At 74.7% G+C, this 24403-nt stretch carries 19 protein-coding genes and 1 pseudogene; 10 read left to right on the top strand and 10 right to left on the bottom strand.

The features are described from left to right. Positions 1-410 precede the first annotated feature (410 nt). A complete protein-coding gene (locus OOK41_RS29990) occupies positions 411-1787 on the top strand; it encodes a M23 family metallopeptidase (protein ID WP_266267504.1) in 1377 nt (458 codons plus the stop codon). 117 nt (positions 1788-1904) lie between these two features. Here the strand turns inward: OOK41_RS29990 and OOK41_RS29985 are convergent, their stop codons facing one another. Further along, on the bottom strand, positions 1905-2759 hold the full coding sequence (locus OOK41_RS29985) for a hypothetical protein (protein ID WP_266267503.1): 855 nt from the start codon (positions 2757-2759) through the stop codon (positions 1905-1907). Positions 2760-2952: 193 nt separating this feature from the next. On the opposite strand from OOK41_RS29985, the pseudogene OOK41_RS32125 reads away from it, so the two are divergent. Together OOK41_RS32125 and OOK41_RS29980 are read left to right on the top strand one after the other, a co-directional pair. Next, positions 2953-3213, top strand: a pseudogene (locus tag OOK41_RS32125) (winged helix-turn-helix domain-containing protein); the annotation flags it as partial. Further along, positions 3099-6038, top strand: coding sequence for a BTAD domain-containing putative transcriptional regulator (locus tag OOK41_RS29980; RefSeq protein ID WP_353962220.1), 2940 nt, complete (start codon positions 3099-3101; stop codon positions 6036-6038). The pseudogene OOK41_RS32125 and the gene OOK41_RS29980, both read left to right, overlap by 115 nt. Before the next feature lie 74 nt (positions 6039-6112). Here the strand turns inward: OOK41_RS29980 and OOK41_RS29975 are convergent, their stop codons facing one another. From OOK41_RS29975 to OOK41_RS29950, 6 genes are all read right to left on the bottom strand, one after another. After that, positions 6113-6958: a hypothetical protein gene (locus OOK41_RS29975; RefSeq protein ID WP_266267501.1), complete on the bottom strand. Its 846-nt coding sequence runs from the start codon at positions 6956-6958 to the stop codon at positions 6113-6115. A 223-nt stretch (positions 6959-7181) separates the two neighbouring features. Then, positions 7182-7838, bottom strand: coding sequence for a 4'-phosphopantetheinyl transferase (locus tag OOK41_RS29970; RefSeq protein ID WP_266267500.1), 657 nt, complete (start codon positions 7836-7838; stop codon positions 7182-7184). Then, positions 7831-7971, bottom strand: coding sequence for a hypothetical protein (locus OOK41_RS29965; protein ID WP_165878293.1), 141 nt, complete (start codon positions 7969-7971; stop codon positions 7831-7833). Before OOK41_RS29965 ends, OOK41_RS29970 begins: the two co-directional genes overlap by 8 nt. Positions 7972-8109: 138 nt before the next feature. Further along, positions 8110-8925: a peptidase gene (locus OOK41_RS29960; RefSeq protein WP_266267499.1), complete on the bottom strand. Its 816-nt coding sequence runs from the start codon at positions 8923-8925 to the stop codon at positions 8110-8112. A 2-nt stretch (positions 8926-8927) separates the two neighbouring features. Then, the gene (locus tag OOK41_RS29955) at positions 8928-10247 is read right to left on the bottom strand and encodes a VWA domain-containing protein (RefSeq protein ID WP_266267498.1); all 1320 of its coding nucleotides are present in this window, start codon (positions 10245-10247) and stop codon (positions 8928-8930) included. Between the two features lie 505 nt (positions 10248-10752). Beyond that, complete coding sequence (locus OOK41_RS29950) at positions 10753-12348, bottom strand: dolichyl-phosphate-mannose--protein mannosyltransferase (protein ID WP_266268043.1); 1596 nt, start codon at positions 12346-12348, stop codon at positions 10753-10755. A 212-nt stretch (positions 12349-12560) separates the two neighbouring features. Between OOK41_RS29950 and rsmI the strand changes: the two genes are divergently transcribed. Further along, a complete protein-coding gene (rsmI, locus tag OOK41_RS29945) occupies positions 12561-13409 on the top strand; it encodes a 16S rRNA (cytidine(1402)-2'-O)-methyltransferase (RefSeq protein ID WP_117673276.1) in 849 nt (282 codons plus the stop codon). 55 nt (positions 13410-13464) lie between these two features. Here the strand turns inward: rsmI and OOK41_RS29940 are convergent, their stop codons facing one another. Then, a complete protein-coding gene (locus OOK41_RS29940; RefSeq protein WP_266267497.1) occupies positions 13465-14526 on the bottom strand; it encodes a hypothetical protein in 1062 nt (353 codons plus the stop codon). 259 nt (positions 14527-14785) lie between these two features. Between OOK41_RS29940 and metG the strand changes: the two genes are divergently transcribed. Then, a complete protein-coding gene (gene metG, locus OOK41_RS29935) occupies positions 14786-16609 on the top strand; it encodes a methionine--tRNA ligase (protein WP_117673274.1) in 1824 nt (607 codons plus the stop codon). Positions 16610-16690: 81 nt separating this feature from the next. On the opposite strand, the gene OOK41_RS29930 is transcribed toward metG, so the two are convergent. Beyond that, positions 16691-17542: an alpha/beta fold hydrolase gene (locus tag OOK41_RS29930; protein WP_117673272.1), complete on the bottom strand. Its 852-nt coding sequence runs from the start codon at positions 17540-17542 to the stop codon at positions 16691-16693. 97 nt (positions 17543-17639) lie between these two features. Then, positions 17640-18887: a hypothetical protein gene (locus OOK41_RS29925; protein WP_266267496.1), complete on the bottom strand. Its 1248-nt coding sequence runs from the start codon at positions 18885-18887 to the stop codon at positions 17640-17642. 149 nt (positions 18888-19036) lie between these two features. Here OOK41_RS29925 and OOK41_RS29920 point away from each other — a divergent pair, with 149 nt between their 5' ends. From OOK41_RS29920 to OOK41_RS29900, 5 genes are all read left to right on the top strand, one after another. Beyond that, a complete protein-coding gene (locus tag OOK41_RS29920; RefSeq protein ID WP_117673299.1) occupies positions 19037-19951 on the top strand; it encodes a TatD family hydrolase in 915 nt (304 codons plus the stop codon). A gap of 4 nt (positions 19952-19955) precedes the next feature. After that, a complete protein-coding gene (rsmA, locus tag OOK41_RS29915; protein WP_266267495.1) occupies positions 19956-20825 on the top strand; it encodes a 16S rRNA (adenine(1518)-N(6)/adenine(1519)-N(6))-dimethyltransferase RsmA in 870 nt (289 codons plus the stop codon). Positions 20826-20960: 135 nt separating this feature from the next. Beyond that, complete coding sequence (locus OOK41_RS29910; RefSeq protein WP_266267494.1) at positions 20961-21917, top strand: 4-(cytidine 5'-diphospho)-2-C-methyl-D-erythritol kinase; 957 nt, start codon at positions 20961-20963, stop codon at positions 21915-21917. A 106-nt stretch (positions 21918-22023) separates the two neighbouring features. Then, on the top strand, positions 22024-23826 hold the full coding sequence (locus OOK41_RS29905; RefSeq protein WP_266267493.1) for an ABC-F family ATP-binding cassette domain-containing protein: 1803 nt from the start codon (positions 22024-22026) through the stop codon (positions 23824-23826). Between the two features lie 116 nt (positions 23827-23942). Then, a complete protein-coding gene (locus OOK41_RS29900) occupies positions 23943-24398 on the top strand; it encodes a DUF4383 domain-containing protein (RefSeq protein ID WP_117673262.1) in 456 nt (151 codons plus the stop codon). Positions 24399-24403 lie beyond the last annotated feature (5 nt).

Raw genomic sequence — 24403 nt, 5'->3', positions numbered from 1 at the left:
CTGTCGCCGGACCCACCGGATCCACGACGGCAGCCCCGCGCCGTCCTCGGCCCGGCCGACCCGCCCGGTGACAACGTCTGACCGACACGAGACGGCGACAGCCAGCATGACGGTCGTGCTCAGCGACACCGGACGACGACAAGTGGCAGTCGACTGCTCCTGGTCGCTCTGCTCTGCACCGTTGGAGGACCGTCGAGGGCGCCAGGACAGCGTCGGTCACCGGTACGCGATCGGGTGCGGCTGCTGGACTCCGTCGTGGCGCACACGCCGACGGTGATCAAGGCGTCTCCGCGCCGAGTGCGACCTGCGTCGGGACGCGCATCTGGCTGCTGGGGTGATCTTCTGGACGCGGTTCGCCAGTATGATTGACGTTCATCTACCTCGTAGTCCAGTTCGGAGGGAACTCCTCAATGACGGGTCTATTCGCCCGGGCCCTCACGTCGGCCTGCCTGGCATTGGCGACCGCCGGCGCCTCGGTGCTCGCGGTCGTGGGCACCACCGCTGTCGTGGCCACGCCGGCCGAGGCCGCCGGCCCCCGACCCAACTTCCAGATGCCGTTTCCCTGCGGCGAGACCTGGAGACTGGCCACCTACTACGGCCATGACGACTACGACATCGACATGACCTTCACCGGCGGGGCGAGCAACGGCCGGCCGATCCTCGCCTCGTACGGCGGCACCGTCACGTTCGCCGGCTGGGGAAGCGGCGGCGGCTGGTACGTGATCATCGATCACGGCGGCGGTTGGCGGACGCTCTACCTGCACATGATCGAGTCGCCGATGGTCGGTGCCGGGCAGTGGGTGTCGACCGGCCAGCAGATCGGCCGGGTCGGCAGCACCGGCAACTCCACCGGCCCGCACCTGCACTACGAGCAGGTGCGCGACGGCGTCAAGACCGAGTCGTACTTCAACGGGGTGGCCTCCGGCATCACCTCCGACGGCAGCCCGTCCACCGGTCCGCTGTACGTTTCCGGCCCCACCTCGCCGGCCCGGAACATGACCAGCCAGAACTGTGGACAGGTCGCCGCCAACCGTCAGGTGTACGAGTCCGGCAGCCACAGCGGTTGGCAGATGCTGCCGGTCAACAGCATCACCGGCTCGGCTACCGCGTCGATGGTCCTCAACGGCAACAAGCTGCTCTACACGGTCAACGACGGCAGGGTGTACGAGGCGTCCAGCGACACCGGGTGGCGCAATCTCTGGACCGGCATCTCCGGCGTCAGCAACAACGCCCTGGCCGTGATCAACGTCGACGGGGTCAAGTACGTCTACACCGTGGCCGGGGGGATGGTGCACGAGGCGGCGAGCAACAACGGTTGGCGGAACCTGAACACGGGCATCGCCGGGGTCAGCGCCGACGCCCTGGCCGCGATCAACCTCAACGGGGTGAAGATCGTTTACACCGTGGCCGGGGGCTCGGTGCACGAGGCGGCGAGCAACAACGGTTGGCGGAACCTGAACACGGGCATCGCCGGGGTCAGCGCGAATGCGCTGGCCGTGATCAACGTCAACGGGGTCAAGTACGTCTACACCGTGGCCGGGGGGATGGTGCACGAGGCGGCCAGTAACAACGGTTGGCGGAACCTCAACTCCGGCATCGCCGGGGTCAGCGCCGACGCGCTGGCCGCGATCAACTTCAACGGGGTGAAGATCGTCTACACCGTGGTCGGGGGGATGGTGCACGAGGCGGCCAGCAACAACGGTTGGCGGAACCTCAACTCCGGCGTCCGTGGCACGGCCGTCTCGGCGACGAGCAACAGCGGGGTGAAGATCCTTTACACCATCTGACGGCCGCCTCGGCACGCCGGGACCGTACTGTCCGACGCCGGCATCGGTCGACGTGGCCGATCCCGGCCGGCATCCGGTCCGGGTGCCGCCACCGTTGGCGGCACCCGGACCCACGGGTCAGCTACCGCAGATGCCGTACCCGTTGAGGCTCCACGTGCCGGCGAAGCCGTCGGCGTCCTCGTCCGCCCGCAGCCGCAGGGTGGTGTCGCCGGTGATGTTGAGCGCGGTGAGCAGCACCTGCCCGTTGCCGGCGTTGATGTCCGCCCCCACGCTGTAGAGCGCCTTGCCGGCCGGGCAGCTCTTGATCTGGGTGTCCTGCGGGTCGCTCGCGCCCGTCCCCGTCACCACGATCCGCTCCAACCCGGCGGGCGCGGTGGCGCAGACCGCGTACGAGGTGGCGCTCCAGCCGGCCGGCGAGGTGCCCTGCACCGCGACTGCCCGGACCGTCACCGACGTCAGGTCGAACGACGGCACCACCTGGTCGAGCACGACGTCGCCCAGGCCGCTGTTGATCCGCCCGCCCATCCCGATGACCTTCTTCGTCCCGCAGCTCGCCGTGACGAAATCCGTACCGACCGCACCGGTCGTCGCCACGACCTGGTAGCCGGCCGGCGCGGTGGCGCACTGGGCGAGGGCCTGGAGCGTCCAGGTGTCGGCGTAGTTCGTCGGGCCCACCTCACGCATCGTCGCGACGAAGCCGGTGCCGTTCGCCAACGGCTCCAGCCGGTCCAGCCCGACCCGTCCCTCGGCCGTCGACCCGGCCGTGAGGAATCCGCCGCCACCGGTGACCACCTTGCCGGCCGGGCACCGCGCGGTCGCCGACTTGTCCGCGCTGCTCGGGCCCACCGAGTCGGTGGTCGTCTCCAGCCCGGCGGGGTCTGCCGAGGCCGGCGCCGCCCCGCCGATCGACCCCAGCAGCGCCGCCGCCCCGACGACCGCCGTCAGCACGCCACGTCCCGTGATTGCTCGCATTTGTCGATCTCCCTGTCCCCTCCGGACGGTCGGCGCGCTGGCACCGGACCGTTCTCCGCCGGTCGGTCGCCGGCGGCTGGGAAAAGCCTGGGCGGCCCCGCTTGGCGCCCGCTATCCGACGGCTTGCCGCCGGCCACCCCGCACGTCCCGTCCATAGACTTGGGTCGTCCGATCACGACTCGTGAGGAACGTCATGCGGTGGTCCGTCCTCGGTCCGGTCCAGGTCACCGCCCGGGGTCGGGCCCTCGCCATCGACCGCCCCCAGCACCGCGCGGTGCTCGCGCTGCTGCTGCTCGACGCCGACCGGCTGGTCTCCGCCGGGCAGCTCGTGGCGGGGCTCTGGGCGGACGACCCACCGGCCACCGCCCGGACCCAGGTGCAGGTCTGCGTCTCCCGGATCCGGGCGGCCCTGCGCGCCGAGGGCGCGGCCGACCGGCTGGTCACCCAGGGCGGCGGCTACCGGCTCACCGTACGTGGGACGGAGCTGGACCTGGCCGAGTTCACTGCGGCGGTCGAGCAGGCCCGCGCCGAGGAGGCCGCCGGCCGGCGGAGGCGGCGCGGCTGCTGCGCGCCGGCCTGGCGCTGTGGCGCGGGCCGGCGCTGGCCGGCGCGGCGGGTGCCTTCGTCGCCACCGCCGCCGCCGGCCTGGACGAGCAGCGGCTGGCCGTCCACGAGCGACTCGCCGCCGTGGAACTCGGCCTCGGCCGGTGCGCCGGGGTCGCACACACCCTGCACCCCCTGGTCACCGCCCACCCGCTCCGCGAGCCGCTGGTGGCCCGGTACCTGCTCGCCCTGGCCGGCTGCGGCCAGCAGGCCGCCGCGCTGCGGTGGTACGCCGAGACCCGGCGCCAACTCGTCGACGAGCTGGGCGTGGAGCCGGGCACCGAGCTGGCCGAGGCGCACCTGCGAGTGCTGCGGGGCCAGGTGCCGGCCCGGGCCGTACCGTCGGGCGGACCCACCCCGCCGGACGGGCCGGACCGACCCGCCGCCGGCTCGACGGCGCCGGCCGCCACCGGGCCGACGCCCGCCATGCCGGCCGCGCCCACCGCCACCGGGCCGGCCGGGCCCACCGCGACTGTTCCCGCCGGGGCGGTCGCGCCCCAGCCTGCCGGGCCGCCCCCGGCACAGCTCCCCGGCGAGCCGGCCTGGTTCACCGGGCGGGCGGCGGCGCTGCGCGAGCTGGACGGCCTGCTGCCCGGCGACCCCGTCGGCGAGGACGCCACCGGCATCACCCGCACCGGCGGCACTGGCAGCGGGGACGGCACCGGCCGGGCGGTCGTGATCTCCGCGATCGCCGGCACCGCCGGGGTGGGCAAGACCACCCTCGCGGTGCACTGGGCGCACCGGATCGCGCATCGCTACCCGGACGGGCAGCTCTACGTCAACCTGCGCGGGTTCGACCTCGACGGCCGGGCCGTCCCGCCAGGTGAGGCGCTGCGCGGCTTCCTGGCGGCGCTGCACGTGCCGCCCCAGCGGGTGCCCACCGACCTGCCCGGGCAGTCCGCGCTGTTCCGGAGCCTGCTAGCCGACCGGCGGGTGCTGGTGCTGCTCGACAACGCCCGCGACGACGAACAGGTGCGGCCCCTGCTGCCGGGCTCGCCGGGCAGCCTGGTCGTGGTGACCAGCCGCAACCGGCTCACCGGGCTGGTGGTCAGCGACGGGGCCCGTCCGGTGACCCTCGACCTGCTCGCGCCCGGGGAGTCGCGGGAACTGCTGGGCCGACGGCTCGGCCGAGGTCGCGCTGGCACCGAGCCGGCGGCACTCAACGAGATCGTGCGGCGCTGCGCCGGCCTGCCGCTGGCGCTGGCCATCGTGGCCGCCCGGGCTGTCGGACAGCCCGACGTGCCACTGGCCTCCCTCGCCGCGGAACTGCGGGCGACCAACGGGGACCGGCTCGCCGCGCTGGAGACCGGGGACCCCGCGACCGACGTCCGGGCGGTCTTCTCCTGGTCGTACCGGGCGCTGGACGCTGAGTCCGCCCGGCTGTTCCGGTTGCTCGGTCTGCACCCGGGCCCCGACGTCGCGCGGCCGGCGGTGGCCAGCCTGGCCGGCCTGCCCCTGTCCCGGGTCGGCCCGTTGCTGGTCGGGCTGGCCCGGGCGAACCTGCTCACCGAGCGGGTTCCCGGCCGGTACGCCATGCACGACCTGCTCCGCGCCTACGCCTCCGAGCTGTGTCACGAGGCCGACCCGGAGGCCGAGCGGGCGGCCGCCCGGAGCCGCCTCCTCGATCACTACCTGCACGCCACGTACGCGGCGGACCACCTGCTCGACCCGTACCGGCTGGCCCGGCCGGCGACGCTGCCGGTGCCGGAGCCCGGGGTGACGGTGGGCGACCGGCCGGACCACGCCTGGGCGACCGGCTGGTTCGCCGCCGAACACCACGTCCTGCTGGCCGCCGTGGAACAGGCGGCGGGCACCGGACTGGACCGGCACGCGTGGACGCTGGCCGCCGCCCTCACCACGTACCTCGACCGGCGCGGGCACTGGCCCGAGCTGGCAGCCGCGCACCGCACCGCCCTGGCGGCGGCCCGGCGCCGGGGCGACCTGGCCGGGCAGGCCCTGGCGCACCGGGGCCTGGCCATCGCCTGCACCTGGCTGGGCGACCACCGGGGGGCGCACCTGCACTACGGCCGTGACCTGGAGCTCTACCGCGAACTGGGCGACGACACCGGCCGGGCGCACACGCATCTCGGGGTGAGCTGGGTGCTGGCCCGGCAGGGCCAGCACCGGGCGGCGCTCGACGAGACGCAGCGGGCACTCGACCTCTACCGGGCCGCCGGCTACCGGGTCGGGCAGGCCAAGGCGCTCAACAACCTGGGCTGGCTGCACGCCCGCCTCGGCGAACCCGGGCCGGCACTGCGCTGCTGCCGGGCGGCCCTGCGGCTGCACGAGGAGAACGGCGACCGGCACGGCGCCGCCCTGACCTGGGACAGCCTCGGCTACGTCCACCACGGGCGGGGTGACCACGGGCAGGCCGCGAGCTGCTACCGGCGGGCGCTGGCACTGCACCGCGAGCTGGGCGACCGGTACGACGAGGCGGAGGTGCTGGACAACCTCGGCGACACCGAGCGCGCGGCCGGCGACCTCGCCGCCGCCCGCCGGGCCTGGCGGGCGGCGTCGGCCATCTTCGACGAGCTGCGCCATCCCGACGCCGACCGGCCCCGGGCCAAGCTGGCCGCCACGGCCGAGCCGTCCCGACCGCAGTCGTGCCGGACCGCCCCGCTCGTGGTCGGTCAGACCGCCCCGGGCCGCACGGCGCCCGCCGAGCGGCACCCGTGAGTTGGAGGGGCCCTCAGCCCTTCAGCGATCGGGTCATGTCGCGGTCGTCCGACCAGTAGAAGCAACGATCGGACCTACGGCTTCCAGGAGCCGGCGGTCTTCAGCTTGTGCCGGTACTCCATCGCCCCGTTCTTGTCGGCCACGTCGAAGGTGACGCTGCCGCTGCGCTGGCTGCCCTCCCTCAGGTTGACGCCGGAGTCGAGCAGGTCGCCGCAGCCGGCGAACGCGCCGGAGATCCCGTTCTCGGTGCTGCCGTCGTCGCCCACCCACTGGAAGTAGAACGGGTTTATCGACATGTTGCCCTTCTTCACCGTCGCGGTGACGTCCGCGATCAGGTAGAGGCCCTTGTCGGGCTCGGGCGAGTACGCCTTGCAGCCCTTGGTCGAGGTGCGGAACCGCAGCACCGTGATCTCCAAGGTGCCCTCGTCGTCGGTGATGACCAGGGTCTGGCCGGCCTTCAGGTTGAACGTCTCGCCGTTCGCCGGGGTCGACGACGAGGACGGGCCGCTGGTCTCCACGGGCCCGGGAAGCTGCCGCTCCGCCTCCTTGGCCGCCTCGTCGACGCCCTTGCCGAGCGCCACCACGCCGCCGATGCAGCAGAGCAGGGCGAGCACCGCCGCGACGACCGCGATGATAATGATGATCGGCTTCTTGCTGCTCTTCGTCGGCGGGACCGGGCCGATCGGGTAGCCCGGGCCGCCCGGCGCGGCACCCGGCTGGTACGGCGGGTACGGCATGCCGGACACCGGCGGGTACGCCGCGTCCGGGCCGGGCGGCGGCGGGTATCCGCCCGGCTGGTACGCGGGGTCCGGGGCGGGCGGCGGCGTGAACCCGCCCGGCTGCGGCGGCTGGTACGGGGATCCGGAGGTCGGCGGGTACGGCGCGCCGGAGACCGGCGGCGGGTACGGTGCCCCCGACACCGGAGGCGGGTACGGCGCGCCGGACACGGGTGGCGGGGGCAGCGGCGCGGTCGGATCAGCCGGCCACTGCGGCACGGGCGCCGTCGGTTCCTGGTTCGGCTGGTATGGATCCTGCGGCCCGTAAGGGGGCTGGGGGTGGCTCACCGTACTCCTCGGCACCTGATCACGATCGCGACGATCCGACGGTAGCGCCCCCGGCACAGTCCCGGGTGCACGTACCGTCTCAGCGGGGTAACAGGATGGCGGCGGTGCGGACCAGGTCGGCGTCGACAGCGAACCGTCCGGTGATCGTCGCGGGCGGGTCGGGCACCGGGGCCGCGTCCAGTCGGGCGGCGGTGATCCGGGCCGTGAACAGGCCGGAGTCCGGATCCAGCTCGACCCGGGCGTCGTGGAAGTCGAGCCAGGTGCCGACGATCGGGTGCCAGACCTTGTAGACGGTCTCCTTGGCGCTGAACAGCACCGCCGGCCAGGAGACTCCGGCCGGCAGCCGGGCGCAGTCGTCCCACTCCTCGGGCAGCCCGATCAGCCTGCGTACCCCGGCGTTGAGTTCCTTGTGCCGCTCGGCGTCCATGCCGACGGAGCGGACCTGGTCGGCGCGGGCCGTCGCCGCGGCGCAGTAGCCGCGGGTGTGGGTGATGCTGCCGACCACCCCGGCCGGCCAGACCGGGGACCGGTTCGGCGCCGACGGCACGGCGACGGACGGCACCCCGAGCCGGGCGAGCGCCCGCCTGGCGCAGACCCGCCCGGCGGTGAAGTCCCGTTGCCGGCTCTCCACCACCCGCTCGCCGAGGCAGGCCCGCTCGGCGGGCAGCAGCTCCCCGACCCAGTCGTCAGCCTCGGCGACAGCCACCGCCACCTCGGGCGGCAGCAGGTCACGCACTTTCGGCCCCGGCCACCGCGCAGCCCGAGGTCCGGCTGAGTGGTCCCACAGCACCGGCCGGGTCGCCGTTGTCGGCGCCGGCCAGCCAGGCGCGGACCCGCTCCCGTTCGGTGGTCAGCTCCCGGATGCTCATCGGTGCCGAACGTACCGCAACCGGTGACACCGGAGGGGCCCCGGACGCCGCACCGGCCGACCCGCCGGTGGCCACCCCTTCCGAAGGGGGTGGCCACCGGCGGGCCGGCCGACGACGGCGGACCGGGCGGGGCACCGGTCAGGGGCGGCGCGGGCGGCGGGTCAGGGCGAAGCCGACCACGCCGGCCACGGCGGCCAGCACGCCGCCGACCGTGGTCCAGATCCAGCGCGAGGACCCCTCGGGCAGCCAGCCGGTGAGGAGGCTCTCGTCCTCCTCCTCGGCCGGTGCCGCCGCCGGCTCACCGGTGAGCACCGTGCCGGCCTTCGTGTTCGGCACCAGCGGCGCCTTCAGCTCCCCGTCGTCGGCCGGGGCGTCGCCGTCGCCCACGTCCGAGACGAGCAGGTCCACGTCGACCGGCAGGCCGAGGTCCGGCTCCGGCAGGTCCACCACCGAGAGCCGGACGTAGTACGTGCCGGGCAACGGGTCGGCCGACCACGGCTCCGCCCAGGACCGGACCTGGCGCAGCGTGCAGCCGAGCGTGACGCTGGTCGCCGCCGCCGTGGCGGTCGGCGTCTGCGCCCCCGCCGTGCACGCCTGCCGCCGGCGCAGGCCGTCGAAGACCTCGACGGTCCAGGTGGACGCGCCCGTGCGGCCCTTGGGGAAGCCGACCGTCGCCGCGATCTCGTGGATCTGCCCGGCGCGACCCGGGAAGGACCAGTAGAGGTGGTCGCCGGTCGACGCGCCGACCTGGACCGGTTGCCCGGCGGTGATCGCGGTGGCGGTCAGGAACGAGGTGCCGGCCTTGGTGACCGTGGCGGCCCCGGGGGAGGGGGTGGGCGCGGCGAGCGCGTCCCGGGCGGCGGGCGGCGGGCCGGCCAGCGCGGGGCCGGCCGGCAGGGCCAGGGCGGTGGCGGCGGCCAGCGCCGCCCCGGACCGGATCAGCGGGGTACGCATCGTCAGTTCTCCCTCCAGGTCGCGACCCACCAGCGGGTGAGCAGGCCGGCGACGAGGCCGGTGAGCAGGCCGGCCAGGGTCAGCAGCACCAGCAGCACCCAGCCCCGACCCAGGTCCGGCCCGCCCGGGGCCGGCGACGACGCGACCACGTCGACGGTCAGCTCGATCGGCATTCCGGGGGTGGCCCGGGTGCCGGGACGGGGTGCGAACGCGTTGCTGACCACCAGGCAGACGGTGGTCGGGGCGGCGTCCGCGTCGCCCGGCGCGGGGCTCGGCGACTCCCCTTCGTCGGCGTCCGCGTCCGTGTCGGCGGCGGCCGACCAGCGCAGGCCGGCGGAGACGACGTCGGTACGGCCGCTGCCGGCGTCCACGCCGCGGACCAGCTCGCGGCCGTCCGGGGCGGTGGCCCGCAGCAGCACCCCGTAGTCGGGGTTGACCGGGCGGTCCAGCGCGATGCTCACCGAGGCACGCAGCTCCTGCCCGGGGCGCACCGGGACCCGGTACCAGCGGTGCTCGGAGAACTGCTCCCGGTCGGTGTAGACGCCGGGAGCGAGCAGCGGCGCGTCCGGGCAGCGGGCGGAGCCGCCCACCACGGCCGGGGCGGCGGTGTACGTGTCCCGGGCCCGGTCCACCAGCTGCTTGATCCGGCCGGTCAGCTCGTCCGCGCTCTGCGCGGCCGTGTACGTCCCACCGGTCGCGTTGGCGATGCAGAGCAACTGCCGGCGCACCTTGTCGTCGGGGGCCAGGCCGAGGGTGTCCACCACCAGCTTGGTGCCCTGCGCGGCCAGCTCCCGGGCCACCTCGCACGGATCCGGCGGGGCACAGGTGTCCTCGCCGTCGGTGATCAGCACGATCCGGCGGGCGGTGGCGCCGGTGCCCAGGTCCTGCGCGGCCGAGCGGAGCGCCAGCCCGACCGGGGTGAAGCCGGTGGGCCGGAGGGTGGCCACCGCCGCCTTGGCCTGGGTGCGGTCCACCTGGCCGACGGGCACGATCTGCTGGGTGTCCTGGCAGCCGACCTTCTTGTCCTTGCCCTTGTAGGTGGCGCCGAGGACCCGGATTCCGAGCTGGGTCTCCTCCGGCAGCGCGTCCACGACCTCGTTGAACGCCTGCTGCGCCACCGAGATCCGGCTCCGCCCGTCGATGTCCCGGGCCCGCATCGAGCCGCTGACGTCGAGCACCAGCTCGACCCGGGGCGGCTCGGCGGGGGTCTCCTCGTCGGCCCACGCGGGCGCGGGCCCGGTCAGCACGACCCCAGGTCCGATCAGGACGGTCGCCGCCAGCAGTCCACGGAGGACGGATGTCGATCGTCTTCTGTTGATCACCGGGGCGAGTGTAGTGAGATCCACTCTGGATGGTCGGTCGGCCCCCGACGGCCGCCCGCCGCTCGGCCGACGGCCCGTACGGCCGCCTGCCGGTGTCGCCGGGGGTGGGAGGGTCGGCCGGAGGATCTCGTAAGGTTCTCGCCGGATGACTGACGGTTAGCTGCCTGGTGTAAACCATTAGGTTGGGGTGAGTTCCGTCAGAAATCTGACCCGAGTCCACCCGTTGTGCCGGTGGTGCCCGGTGGTTAAGCTCTCATTGCGCGCCCCAATCGCCCGCTTCCCCCGTGGCAGGCGATCGGGGCGCGCGCCTTTGTGCCCGGGGGCGGTCGGGCCCCTCGCGTCGCGCCGGCGCTGTCGGCTATCCGATATCCACGTCGCCCTCGGTCCGGCCGGCCCGCGACGGCTCTTACCGGCTACCGGTCATGCCTCGCCATCACCGTCCGCGACAGCCAGGGCGGCCCCGTGCCGGGACCGCCGGTCGTGGGTCGCCGTCGCGAGGCCGTCGTCAGATCCAGCGACCGTCCAGCCAAATCCGGGCCGACCACTCCGCGTACGGCAGCAGCTTCCCGACGAAGATCGGATAGAAGTACGCGAAGCAGAGCGCGACCAGCAGCACGTACGCGCCGACCACGACCCCGCCGACCAGCCGGCGGTCGGCCGCGTCCTCGTCCGCCCCGCCGGGGCCCGGGCTCCCGGCCGGTGCCCGGGCCCCGGCGGGGGCCGGGGAGGCGATCGCGCCCAGCACGTAGACCACCGCCAGCACCAGGAACGGCAGGGCCGGCGCGGCGTAGAAGGAGAACATCGTCCGCCCGTCCAGGGCGAACCAGAACCAGGGCAGCAGGCCGGCCGCCGCACAGAGCAGGATCGCCCCGGCCCGCCAGTCCCGCCGGGCCGCGCCGATCCAGGCCGCCCCGAACAGGGCGGGCAGGAACGACCACCACAGCAGCGGCGTGCCGAGCAGCAGGATCTCGGAGGCGCAGGTGGGCGCGCCGCAGGCGCCGTCGCCGGACCAGTAGAACGCCACCGGCCGGCCGAGCAGCAGCCACTGCCACGGCCAGGACTGGTACTTGTGCGGTTTGTCCAAAGTTGTGTGGAAGCCGTACGCGGCCTTGTGGTACTCCCACAGGTTGTTCAGCGCCCCGAGGTACGGGGTGTCGCTGAGCCCTTCCGCGTTCGGGTACCGGGCGGCGAGCCGGTAGTAGCCGTCGTCGCTCAGCAGCCAGCCCGACCAGGTGGCCACGTAGGTGACGACCATCAGCACCCCGGCCAGCGCCAGCCAGGGCACCTCGTCGAGCAGTGCGTCGCGCCACGGCCGGCGCACCCCGGCGGACCGGCGGACGCCGACCTCCCAGAACAGGGCCAACAGCGCGAAGGCCGGCAGGAAGTACACCGCGCTCCACTTCACCGCGCAGGCGCAGCCGAGCAGTACCCCGGCAGCCAGCCGCCACCAGGGCCAGTTCCGCCAGCCGCCGGCCGGCCGGCCTGCCCGCCCCGCGGCGGTGGGGTCCAGCCCGGCCTCCAGCGCCCGGCTCCACCGCCGCCGCCGGGCGTCCCGGTCGAGGACGAGGGCGCCGAACGCGGCCAGCACGAACAGCAGCAGGAAGATGTCGAGCAGGGCGGTGCGGGAGAGCACCAGGTGGAAGCCGTCCAGGGCGAGCAGCAGGCCGGCGGCGCAGCCGAGGGTGGTGGAGCGGAACAGGCGGCGGCCGATGCGGACCAGCAGCAGCACCGACACGATGCCGGCGATCGCGGCGCCGATGCGCCAGCCGAACTCCGGGGCGGTGGTCGTCAGGTGCCCCGGCACGGAGATGTTGTGCTCCGCGTCGGAGTATCCGAACGCCCACTCGCCGAGCCCGATCAGCCACTTGCCCAGCGGCGGGTGCACCACGTACGACGGGCCGTTGTCCTTGTAGTTCCACTCGACGCCCTTGTCGACCAGCCCCCAGCCGTCGCGGGCGTAGTAGATCTCGTCGAAGATCTTGCCCTTCGGGCCGCTGAGGCCGACCAGGCGCAGGATCGCCGCGATCGCCACCACGACGGCGGTGGCCAGCCACGAGTTGACGTCCAGCCGGGCGTCGACGGTGGCCAGCCGCCGCCGCACGGTCGCGGCTACGCCCCCTCCGCCGCTGGTGGGGGGAGGCGTGGACTGCTCGGTCGCGGCGCCGGTTCCGGCGTGCTCCGATTCCGCCCGGCCCGCGCTCGCGCTCTGCGCTGTCGACGCACTCGTCACGAGGCGATCGTAGGCTGCGGAGGTGCCCGGTGGCGCCCGTCGTCCCCGATACCGGTACCGCTGTCGATGAAGGAGTGCCTTTCGTGGGTGAAATGTCCGAAGTTGGCCGCCTGATTCTCCTCGGCGCGCCGCTCGGCAACCCGGCCGACGCGTCCGCCCGGTTCCGTGAGGTGCTCGCCGCCGCCGACGTGGTCGCCGCCGAGGACACCCGGCGGCTCACCCGGCTGGCCCGGGACCTCGACGTCGCCGTGCCCGGCCGGATCGTCTCCTACTTCGAGGGCAACGAGGAGCGCCGCACCCCCGAGCTGGTCGAGGTGCTCCGCGAGGGGTACGTCGTCGCGCTGGTCACCGACGGCGGGATGCCCAGCGTCTCCGACCCCGGGTACCGGCTGGTCCGGGCCGCGCTCGACGCCGGGGTGCCGGTGACCGCCGCCCCCGGCCCGAGCGCCGTCACCACCGCGCTGGCCCTGTCCGGGCTGCCCAGCGACCGGTTCTGCTTCGAGGGCTTCCTGCCCCGCACGCCCGGCGCGCGGCGTTCCCGGCTGCGCGCACTGGCCGGCGAGGAGCGGACCCTGGTGCTGTTCGAGGCCCCGCACCGGATCAGCGGTGCGCTCGCCGACCTGGCCGCCGAGTTCGGCGCCGACCGGCCGGCCGCGCTCTGCCGCGAGCTGACCAAGACGTACGAGGAGGTGGTTCGCCGGCCGCTCGGCGAACTGGCCGCCTGGGCCGCCGACGGCGGGCCGCGCGGCGAGATCACCCTGGTGGTGGCCGGCGCCGCGCCGGCCGCCGTCGAGCGCCCGGACGACGCGACGCTGCGCGCCGCCGTGGCCGAACGGGAGGCTGCCGGCCTGTCCCGGCGAGACGCGATCACCGAGGTCGCCACCGGGTACGGCCTGCGCCGCCGCGAGGTCTACGCGGTCGTGCACGCCTGAGACCATCCCGTCCGGCCACGCGAGCGGGCCGGACGGGGCGGCCGGGCGGTACGGGTCACCAGGCGGCGGCGAGGAGACCGGCCGTGATCACGAGCGGGCCGGCCACGGCGGCGGCCGTCGCCCACCGGCGGGCCCGCCGGTCGGTGAGCAGGGTGGCGCCGGTGCACCGGGCGATCGCCCCGCCGCAGGCCAGCACCAGCAGCAGCCCGAGCAGCCAGCGCAGGTGCAGGCCGGCCCGGGTGTCGGCGTACGCCGTGTCGGCCGCCGGCCCGGTCATCCCGGCCGGCAGGGCGGAGCCGGTCGTGCTGCGCTCGGCGGGCACCCCGCTGATCCGCACCCCGAACGCGACGAACCGGCCGTCGTCGGCGGTGAAGACCCCCCGGCAGCGTTGGGTCAGCCCGCCGCCGGTGCACTCGCCGACCACCACCGTGCCGGTGACGCGGTGCCCGACGGACAGCCAGAACGGGCCGGCGCTCACCCAGGCGAAGAAGGCGGCGAGCAGGCTCAGCGCCAGCAGTGCGGAGAGCCCCCGCCAGGGATCCGGAGGCCGGGCGGGGCGGTCGGCCCGCTGCCGTCGGGCCCGGGCGACGACCGCCCGGCCGGTGTCGCCACGCCGCCACCGGCCCGGTCGGCCGTGCTCCTCCCGCAGTGGCGTGCCGTCCCAGTGCACCTCCTCGATCGGCGCCCAGAACAGCCCGTCGTCGTCGGACTCCGGCGGGCCCCCGGCGGTGGTTCCCGGGCGGAAGCGACCGCCCGGCTGCCGGACCGGGACCCGGCGCGGCACGGCGCCGACCGGCGCCCCGGTGGTCGGCTCCACCTCCACCGGCCGGTCGGGGCCGCCGGTGGCCTGCCCGGGCACGACGGCCGAACCGGCCGCCCCGGACGCGGCGCTCGGCCCGGACGTGGTGCTCGGCCCGGACGGCGGCCCGCTCGGCCCGGACGGCGGCCCGCCCGAGGAGGGGGCGGGACCCGGCTCGGCCGGTTCGGCGGCCGGGAGGGGGCGGGGCTGCGGCGCCACGGTCCCGGCCCGGGGCGACGGCCCGGGCGGCGGGTCGTCGTCGCGCGCCGGCCCGGCGGGCGGTTCCTCGTGTTCCCGGGCGGCTCGTCTGGCGGTCACGGGCTTCATTGGACCCCGGCCGGCGCGGGCTCCCGGGCAGCTCAGACCGTGTGTCGGCGACAAATCCGGCAATTGTCGCCACCCCGCCACCTTGATCACCGCCGCCCGGGCGGTGGGGGTGGGGGTGGGGTGGGTTGCCCGAGGGGGGCCATCGGGCTGCCTGGTCCGGGTTGCGTCGGGTCGCCCCGACAGGGTGTCGACCGCACGGGCGGCCTATTGGTTCGCGGGACGCCCGACGCGGTCACTAGGCTTGCTGGTCATGAGTCACGTTCTCGCGGCGGTAGCCTGGCCTTACGCCAACGGCCCGCGCCACATCGGCCACGTCTCCGGTTTCGGCGTTCCCTCCGACGTCTTCGCCCGGTACATGCGGATGGCCGGCCACGACGTGCTCATGGTGTCCGGCACCGACGAGCACGGCACCCCGATCCAGGTGCAGGCCGACGCCGAGGGGGTCACCCCTCGCGAGCTGGCCGACCGGTACAACCGGGTGATCGCCGAGGACCTGCGGGCGCTCGGGCTGTCGTACGACCTGTTCACCCGTACCACCACCCGCAACCACTACGCCGTGGTGCAGGAGTTGTTCTCCGGGATGCACCGCAACGGCTACATCGTCCCCAAGGTCACGGTCGGCGCGATCTCCCCGTCCACCGGCCGGACCCTGCCCGACCGGTACATCGAGGGCACCTGCCCGATCTGCGGGTACGACAGCGCCCGTGGAGACCAGTGCGACAACTGCGGCAACCAGCTCGACCCGGTCGACCTGATCAACCCGAAGTCCAAGATCAACGGCGAGACTCCGGAGTTCATCGAGACCGAGCACTTCTTCCTCGACCTGCCGGCCCTGGCCGACGCCCTGCGGCAGTGGCTGGACAGCCGGGAGGGCTGGCGGCCCAACGTGCTGCGGTTCTCCCGGAACCTGCTCGACGACCTCCAGCCCCGGGCGATCACCCGGGACCTGGACTGGGGCGTGCCGATCCCCCTCGACGGCTGGCGGGACCGGCCGGACAAGCGGATCTACGTATGGTTCGACGCGGTCATCGGCTACCTGTCCGCGTCGATCGAGTGGGCCCGCCGCACCGGTGACCCGGAGGCGTGGCGGAAGTTCTGGAACCCGAGGGACGCCGAGGGTGGCACCCCGTCCGCCGACGGCGGCGGGCAGAGCTGCTACTTCATGGGCAAGGACAACATCGTCTTCCACTCGGTGATCTGGCCGGCGCTGCTCAGCGGCTACTCGGGCGAGGGCGCGCGCGACGGCGAGCCGGGCCGGCTGGGCCGGCTCGACCTGCCCACCGAGGTGGTCTCCAGCGAGTACCTGACCATGGAGGGGCGAAAGTTCTCCTCATCCCGCAAGGTGGTCATCTACGTCCGGGACTTCCTGGAGCGGTACGACGCCGACGCGCTGCGCTACTTCATCGCCGTCGCCGGCCCGGAGAGCAACGACACCGACTTCACCTGGGCCGAGTTCCTCCGCCGCAACAACGACGAACTGGTCGCCGGCTGGGGCAACCTGGTCAACCGGTCCGTCTCCATGGCGGCGAAGAACTTCGGCGCGATCCCGCCGGTCGACCCGGCCGGGCTCACCGAGGCCGACGAGGCGCTGCTCGCCACCGCCCGGGCCGGCTTCGCGACCGTCGGCGGCCTGATCGGCCGGCACCGGCAGAAGCAGGCCATCGGCGAGGCGATGCGGGTCGTCGCCGAGGCCAACAAGTACCTCTCCGAGCAGGCCCCGTGGAAGCTCAAGGACGAGGCGGACAAGCCCCGGATGGGCACCATCCTGCACGTCGCCCTCCAGGTGGTCAGCGACGCGAACACGCTGCTCACCCCGTTCCTGCCGCACTCCGCGCAGAAGATCCACGAGCTGCTCGGCGGCACCGGCGTGCACGCGCCGATGCCCGTGCTGGAGGAGGTCGACGACCTCGACGGCGGGCCCGCGTACCCGGTGCTGACCGGGGACTACACGGTCGGGGCGCGCTGGGAGTCCGTACCGCTGGAGGTGGGCCGGCCGCTCGCGGCGCCGAAGCCGGTCTTCCGCAAGCTCGACCCGTCGATCGTCGACGAGGAACTGGCCCGGCTCGCCGGCTGACCGCCGCACCGGCCCGAACCACCGCGCCGGCGCGGCCCCCCGGGGGCCGCGCCGGCTGGTACGCCCGCCCCGCCGGCCGCCTCAGCGCCGGGCCATTGCCGGGGCCACCACGAACTCCAGGATCGCGCGGTTCACCTCGTCGCCGTTGGTCCACGGGATGCCGTGCGGCGCCCCCTTGAGGGTGGTCAGCCGCCCGTCGGGCAGCATCGACTGCAATCGCTGCCCGGTCGCCGCGTACGGGAGCACCCGGTCCTGGTCGCCCTGCACAAGCAGCACCGGCACGTCGATCCGGGGCAGGTCGGGCCGGAAATCGGTCAGCCACGCGTCCACGGACTGGTACGTGCCGATCGCCGAGGCCCGCGTGCCGATCTCCCAGTGCGCCCGGTACGCCTCCTCGCTGACCAGCTTGCCCTTGTTGTCCGCGTAGTTGAAGAAGTTGTCGCAGAAGCTGGTGAGGAACGCGAACCGGTCGGCGAGGATCGCCTGCTGGAACCCGTCGAACAGGCTCCGGTCCAGCCCCTCCGGGTTGTCGGCGGTCTTCAGCAGGAACGGCGCGAGCGGGGCGAGCAGCACCGCCCGGTCCACCCGGTCCGACCCGTACGTGCCGAGGTAGCGGGTCACCTCCCCGGTGCCCATCGAGTGCCCGATCAGGATCGCATTGCGCAGGTCCAGCTCGGTCATCAGCACGTCCAGGTCGGCCGCGAACGTGTCGTAGTCGTACCCGGCCGCCGGCTGGCTGGAGTTGCCGAACCCCCGTCGGTCGTACGTGATCGTGCGGTAGCCGGCGGCGAGCAGGGCGCTGGTCTGCTTCTCCCAGGTCGCCCCGTTGAACGGGAATCCGTGGATCAGCACCACCGGCTGCCCGGCACCGTGGTCCTCGTAGTACAGGTCGATGGGCGCAGAGTTCTCCGCGCCGACGGTGATGAACGGCATGTCGTCTCCCGGAGCGGGGTCGGGGTCGTCGGACGCCCGCGCATTCCCGGCCCGCCCGCCGTTATGCCCACCCGCCGCCGCGCCGGCCCGCCGCCGGTCAGCCGGGGTACGGCACGTCCACCATCCGGTCGTCGGTCACCTCGGTCGCCGGGGCCCAGGTCTCGTAGACGCCCCGTTCCTGGCACTGCGCCCCGGTCGCGACCACCGCGTCCGGGTCCGGCCGGGTCAGCCGCAGCCGCAGCCAGTCGGCCTCCTCCCGCAGCACCAGGCAGGGCACGCCCCGCCAGCCGGCGTGCCGCAGCCGACGGACCACCGCCTCGACCGGGTACCGCGCGGCCCGGGTCATCGCCAGCACCCGGAACCCGCCGGGGAGGTCGGCCACCGCCTCGTACCCGGTCCCGGCGTACCCGCCGACGAGCTGGGTCGAGCGGGGCGTCTCCCCGGTCGGCAGGTACTCCTGGTCGGGGGACAGCCCGGGCACCGCCGCGAGCAGGTGTCGCCACTGTGGGCCGACCATCCGCAACCAGCCCCGCTGCTCGGCCTGGTAGCTGTACAGCACCACCTCCTCACCGGACGCCGGGTAGGCGAGCAGGGTGGCGTTCGCCGGCATCGGCAGGTCGGCGAAGTCCCGGGTCACGAACTCCGGGACGAGCTGCGCCTCGCTCGGCACGAACCCGGTGCCGAGCACCGGCGGGCCGAGCCGGTCCCGGGGCGGCAGCGCGGTCAGCCCCCGCCACGCCGCGCCGACCGGCGGGACGTAGTCGCCCGGGTCGGCGGCCCGCCAGCGCAGCGTGTACGCCACGTCCAGGTCGTCCCGGCCGCCCGGCGAGTCGGTGCGCAGCACCGCCAGCTTCTCCGGGGTACGCAGGTGGGCGATGTCGTGCTCGCGGTGGCAGAACCCGTGCGGCAGCCAGCCCCGGGCGTACCCGGCGAGCTGCCGGGCGGAGAGCACCTTGACCATCCGGGTGCCCCGGCGGACCACCGCGGACGCCCGGACCGCCGCCAGCGTCGGGTCGCCGGCCGCGGCCGGCTGCTGGCTGAGCCGGTGCACCTGCGCCCAGCCCCGCTCCCGGTGCAGCGGCACCAGCAGCGGCGTCTCCGCCTCCTCGGCCGGCTCACCGACCCCACGCACCGCCGTCACCTCGGTAACGTGCACGAACCTCCGCCAGGGCAGCGGCACCCCCGACCGGGGCGCCCACTCGAAGCCGGGCGCCTCCTCGGCGCTGAACAGCTCGTACGCCGCGCCCCGGGCGATCTCCTCGGCCGGGTACACCACCCCGCCGCACGTCACGCGCAGCCCCGTCCGCTCCTCGGCGGCTCCACTGGCCTGGGGGACGACGCTCACCCCGGCGACGCTAGGCCCGTCCGGTGCCGGGCAGGTGAACCCCGGATGTCGGCCCGGTGAGCGGGACCTGGTCAGCGCGGTGCCGGGGGAGGCGGTGGCGGGGCGCGGGAGGGACCGGGTGGCGGACCGGCGCCGACCGGTGGTGTGTGATGCTGGCGGCGATGACCGAGCCGACTGAGTCCCGCCGCCAGCGGGCCACCCGCCGGGGCGGGGAGTTCCCGCCCGCGCCCGAGCCGCTGCCCCGTCCCGTGCCGGACAGCCACACCCACCTGGACATCACCGTCACCGAGGCCGGTGCCCCGGCCGGCGGGGCGGGCGGGAACGCCCGCGCCGACGACCCGGTCGCGGCGACCGTCGCGGTGGCCGCCGAGGCCGGCGTGGACCGGCTCGTCCAGGTCGGCGTGGACGTGGCGTCCTCCGCGTGGGGCGCCGACGCGGCCGACCGCTACCCGGCCGTGCTGGCCACCGTCGCCCTGCATCCCAACGAGGCGCCCCGGCTGACCGACCTCGACGAGGCGCTGCGGGCGATCGAGGCGCTCGCCGCCCGGGCCCGGGTGCGCGGGATCGGCGAGACCGGGATGGACTTCTTCCGTACCGGCGACGAGGGCCGGGCCGCGCAGGAGGAGAGCTTCCGCGCGCACGTCGCCATCGCCAAGCGGTACGGCAAGGCCCTGGTCATCCACGACCGGGACGCGCACGCCGACGTGCTGCGGATCCTCGACGACGAGGGCGCCCCGGACACCGTCGTGCTGCACTGCTTCTCCGGCGACGCCGGGTTCGCCGCCGACTGCGTGCGCCGCGGCTACCTGCTCAGCTTCGCCGGCACCGTCACCTTCGCCAGCGCCGTCGCGCTGCGCGAGGCCGCCGCGCTCACCCCGCTCGACCAGCTCCTGGTGGAGACCGACGCGCCGTACCTGACCCCCACCCCGCACCGGGGGCGGCCCAACGCGTCGTACCTGATCCCCCTCACCGTGCGGGCGCTGGCCGCGACCACCGGCGCGGACCTCGACGAGCTGTGCGCGGCGCTGTCGGCCAACGGCGAGCGCGCCTTCGGTCCGTGGTGACCCGGTGACCGGCCTGCTCGGCCCGGCGGAGATCCGGGACCTCGCCGCCCGGCTCGGCGTGCACCCGACCAAGAAGCTCGGCCAGAACTTCGTGCACGACCCGAACACCGTCCGCCGGATCGTCACCGCCGCCGGGCTGGCCCCGGACGACGTCGCCCTGGAGGTCGGCCCCGGCCTCGGCTCGCTCACCCTGGCCCTGCTGCCGGTGGCCGCGCACACCCACGCCGTGGAACTCGACCCGACGCTGGCCGCCGCGCTGCCGGAGACCGCCGCCCGGTTCGCCGGGCCGGCCGCCGCCCGGCTGACCGTGCACCACGCGGACGCCCTGCGGATCGGCGCCGCCGAACTGGCCGACCCCGCGCCGACCGCGCTGGTGGCGAACCTGCCGTACAACGTGGCGGTGCCGGTCGTGCTGCACCTGCTGGCCGAGCTGCCCGGCCTGCGGCACGGGCTGGTGATGGTGCAGAAGGAGGTCGCGGACCGGCTCGTCGCCGGACCCGGCTCCAAGGTCTACGGCATCCCGTCGGTCAAGCTCGCCTGGTACGCCCGAGCCCGCGCCGCCGGCCGGGTGCCGCCCAACGTGTTCTGGCCGGTGCCCAACGTCGACTCCGGGCTCGTCGCCTTCACCCGCCGCGAGCCGCCCCGCCCCGACGTGCCCCGGGAACGCGTCTTCGCCGTCGTGGACGCCGCGTTCGCGCAGCGCCGCAAGACCCTGCGGGCCGCCCTGGCCGGCTGGGCCGGCGGCGCGGACCGGGCCGCCGCGACGCTCACCGCCGCCGGCGTGGACCCCGGGGCGCGCGGCGAGTCGCTCACCGTCGAGCAGTTCGCCGCCATCGCCGCGTCGGCCCCGACCGCCGCACCGGCCGCCCAGTAGGCTGGCGCGGTGCCCAGGACCGGGCACGCGTACGACCTGGCTGACGGCCGGTTCGCCGCCGGCCGCCGACTCCGCCGAGGAGCTGATCGTGACCAAGCCGTTCGACATCCGCCTGCGCCTGCGGGACATCGCCCCGTGACCGAGGCCTGGCGACCGGACGACGATGACGACCAGCAGCGGCGCGGAGCCAGCGGCCCGGTCCGGGTGCGGGTGCCCGCCAAGGTCAACCTGCACCTCGGGGTGGGCCCGCTGCGCCGGGACGGCTACCACGAGCTGAACACCGTCTACCACGCCATCTCCATCTACGACGAGCTCACCGCCCGCCGGGGCGACACCCTCACCCTGACCATGGAGGGGGAGGGCGCCGGCGAGCTGGCCCTGGACGACACCAACCTGGCCATCCGGGCCGCCCACGCCCTCGCCGGGTACGCGGGCGTCCCGCCGCACGCCCGGCTGCACCTGCGCAAGCAGATCCCGCTCGCCGGCGGGCTGGCCGGCGGCAGCGCCGACGCCGCCGCCGCGCTGGTCGCCTGCGACGCCCTCTGGGGCACCGGGCTGTCCCGCGACGAGCTGGCCGGGATCGCCGCCGACCTCGGCTCCGACGTGCCGTTCCTGATCCACGGCGGCACCGCGCTCGGCACCGGCCGGGGCGAGGCGGTCAGCCCCGTGCTGGCCCGCCCCACCTCCTGGCACTGGGTGGTCGCCATCGCCGACGGCGGGCTGTCCACCCCCGCCGCGTACGCCGAACTCGACCGGCTCCGCGACGCCGGGGCCGCCGGCCCGCCGCTGGGCAGCACCGACGGGCTGTTCGCGGCGCTGCGCCAGCGGGACCCCCGGGTGCTCGCCGCCGCCCTCGGCAACGACCTCCAGGACGCCGCGCTCGCCATGCGCCCGTCCCTGGCCGGCACCCTGAAGGCCGGCGAGGCCGCCGGGGCGCTCGCCGGCATCGTCTCCGGCTCCGGGCCGACCTGTGTGTTCCTCGCCACGAACGCCGACGACGCCGAGCGGATCGCCGCCGAGCTGGCGACCGCCGGGGTGTGCCGCCAGGCGCGCACCGCGCACGGCCCGGTGCCCGGCGCGCGGATCGGCTGAGGCGTACGCCCGCCGGGGCGGACCGGAACGCCCGCGTACCCTTGGAGGCCAGGCGTCCCCAGGTGCCCGCCGGCACCGGGACGCCTTGATCATGAGAGGTGGGGTCGTGGCCAACATCGTCAACCTGGACCGGGTGTCCAAGGGGTACGGCGCCGCCGGGCCGCTGCTCACCGACGTCTCGCTCGGCCTCGACGACGCCGACCGGATCGGCGTGGTCGGCCTCAACGGCGCTGGCAAGTCCACCCTGCTGCGGCTGCTCACCAAGCAGGAGGAACCGGACGACGGCCGGGTCACCCACCGCCGTGACCTGCGCGTCCTGTGGCTGCCGCAGGCCCTTCAGCTCGCCCCCGAGGCCACCGTCCGGGACGTGGTGCTCGGCACCGCCTGGCTCGCCGAGAGCATGGGCGCCGAGCACGAGTGGGCCGGCGACGCCGGGGTCCGCGGCATCCTCGCCGGCCTCGGCATGCCGTACCTGGGCCTCGACCAGCCCGTCGGCCCGATGTCCGGGGGCGAGCGCCGCCGGGTCGCCCTCGCCGCCCTGCTGGTCCGCGACTCCGACCTGCTCATCCTCGACGAGCCCACCAACCACCTCGACGTCGGTGGCGTCGACTGGCTGGCGAAGCACCTGGTCGGCCGCAAGGGCGCCCTCGTCGTGGTCACCCACGACCGGTGGTTCCTCGACGCGGTCTGCACCGCCACCTGGGAGGTCGCCGACCAGACCGTCCGGGCGTACGAGGGCGGCTTCGCCGCCTGGACCCTGGCCCGCGTCGAGCGGGAGCGGGTCGCCGCCGCCACCGAGGCCCGCCGGCAGAACCTGCTCCGCAAGGAGATCGCCTGGCTGCGTCGCGGCCCGCCCGCCCGGACCTCCAAGCCGCAGTTCCGCATCGACGCCGCCAACGCGCTGATCGCCGACGTGCCGCCGGCGCGCGACACCATGTCGCTGCAACGGCTCGCCACCGCCCGGCTCGGCAAGCAGGTGTACGACCTGGAGGGCGTCCGGCTGTGCGCCGGCCCGAAGGAGATCCTGCACGACGCCACCTGGCATGTCGGCCCCGGTGACCGGATCGCCATCCTCGGCCGCAACGGCGCCGGCAAGACCACCCTGCTGCGGCTGCTGGCCGGCATCACCCGCCCCGACGGCGGACGGTTCGCCACCGGCTCCACCGTCCGGCCCGCGTTCCTCTCCCAGGAACTGGCCGAGCTGCCCGGCCACCTGCGCGTCCTCGAAGCCGTCGAGGAGGTCGCCCGCCGGGTGCAGCTCGGCGACCGGGAGGTCTCCGCCGCCCAGCTCGCCGAGGTCTTCGGCTTCGACGACCGACGGCTCTGGACCCCGGTCAGCGACCTCTCCGGCGGTGAGCGCCGCCGGCTCCAGATGCTCCGGCTGCTCGCCGGCGAGCCCAACGTGCTCCTCTTCGACGAGCCCACCAACGACCTGGACACCGACACCCTCGCCGCGCTGGAGGACCTGCTCGACTCCTGGCCCGGAACCGTCATCGTGGCCAGCCACGACCGGTACCTCATCGAGCGGGTCACCGAATCGGCGTACGGGATGTTCGGCGACGGCCGGCTGGTGCACCTGCCCGGCGGCGTCGACGAGTACCTTGCCCGGGCCGCGAACCGGGAGCCGGCGGTGACCGACACCCCGACCGCCGGGGCGCCCACCACCCCGGCGGCCGACGGGATGTCCGCCGCCGAGGCCCGGCAGGCGAAGAAGGAGCTCACCCGGCTCGAACGCCAGATCGGCAAGCTGGACCAGAAGGAGGCGGCGCTGCTCGACCAGTTCGCCGCCAACGCCACCGACTACGCCAGGGTCGCCGAGCTGGACGCCCAGCTCAAGGACGTGCGGGCCGAACGGGAACAGGTCGAGGAGACCTGGCTGGCCCTCGCCGAGCAGGTTCCCGGGAACTGAGCCGGCCGGCGTCCCGAAGGCGAGCCGGCCTCGGGTGGGGGGTGTGCGGCGTCACAGCCCGCCGTGCGGGACAATCGCAGGTGACCCCTCACCCGCACGGTCTTGGAGACTCAGACATGGCCCACACCCCCGTCAACCACCCCGCGCGGCCGATCTACCGGGCGATCGGCGGGCTCGTTGGTCTGTACTTCGTGGTCTTCGGAGTGCTCGGCCTCATCGCGAGCGCCGGCAACGACGTCCTCGCCCAGGATGACACGAAGGTGCTCGGCCAGGGGACCAATCTCGGATTCTCGCTGCTCAGCATCCTGCTGGGCGTCGTGATCCTGGCCGGCACCGGGATCGGTCGCAACCTCGACGTCGTGATCAACCAGTGGCTGGCGTACGTGCTCATGGTCCTCGGCCTGGCCGAGCTGGCCTTCCTGCACACCGACGCCAACATCTTCAACTTCACCATCTTCACCGACATCGTGGTGCTGACCCTCTCGCTGGTGCTGCTGATGGTCGCCATGTACGGCAAGGTCGGCACCGACGAGGAGAACGAGGCATGGCAGAAGGCCCGGCTCGTCCTCTGACCGGG

The organism is Micromonospora sp. NBC_01655 (assembly GCF_026339755.1).
Classification (GTDB): Bacteria; Actinomycetota; Actinomycetes; order Mycobacteriales; family Micromonosporaceae; genus Micromonospora.
The sequence above is the reverse complement of the archived record's forward strand: the minus strand, read 5'-3'. Positions and strand labels throughout refer to the sequence as shown.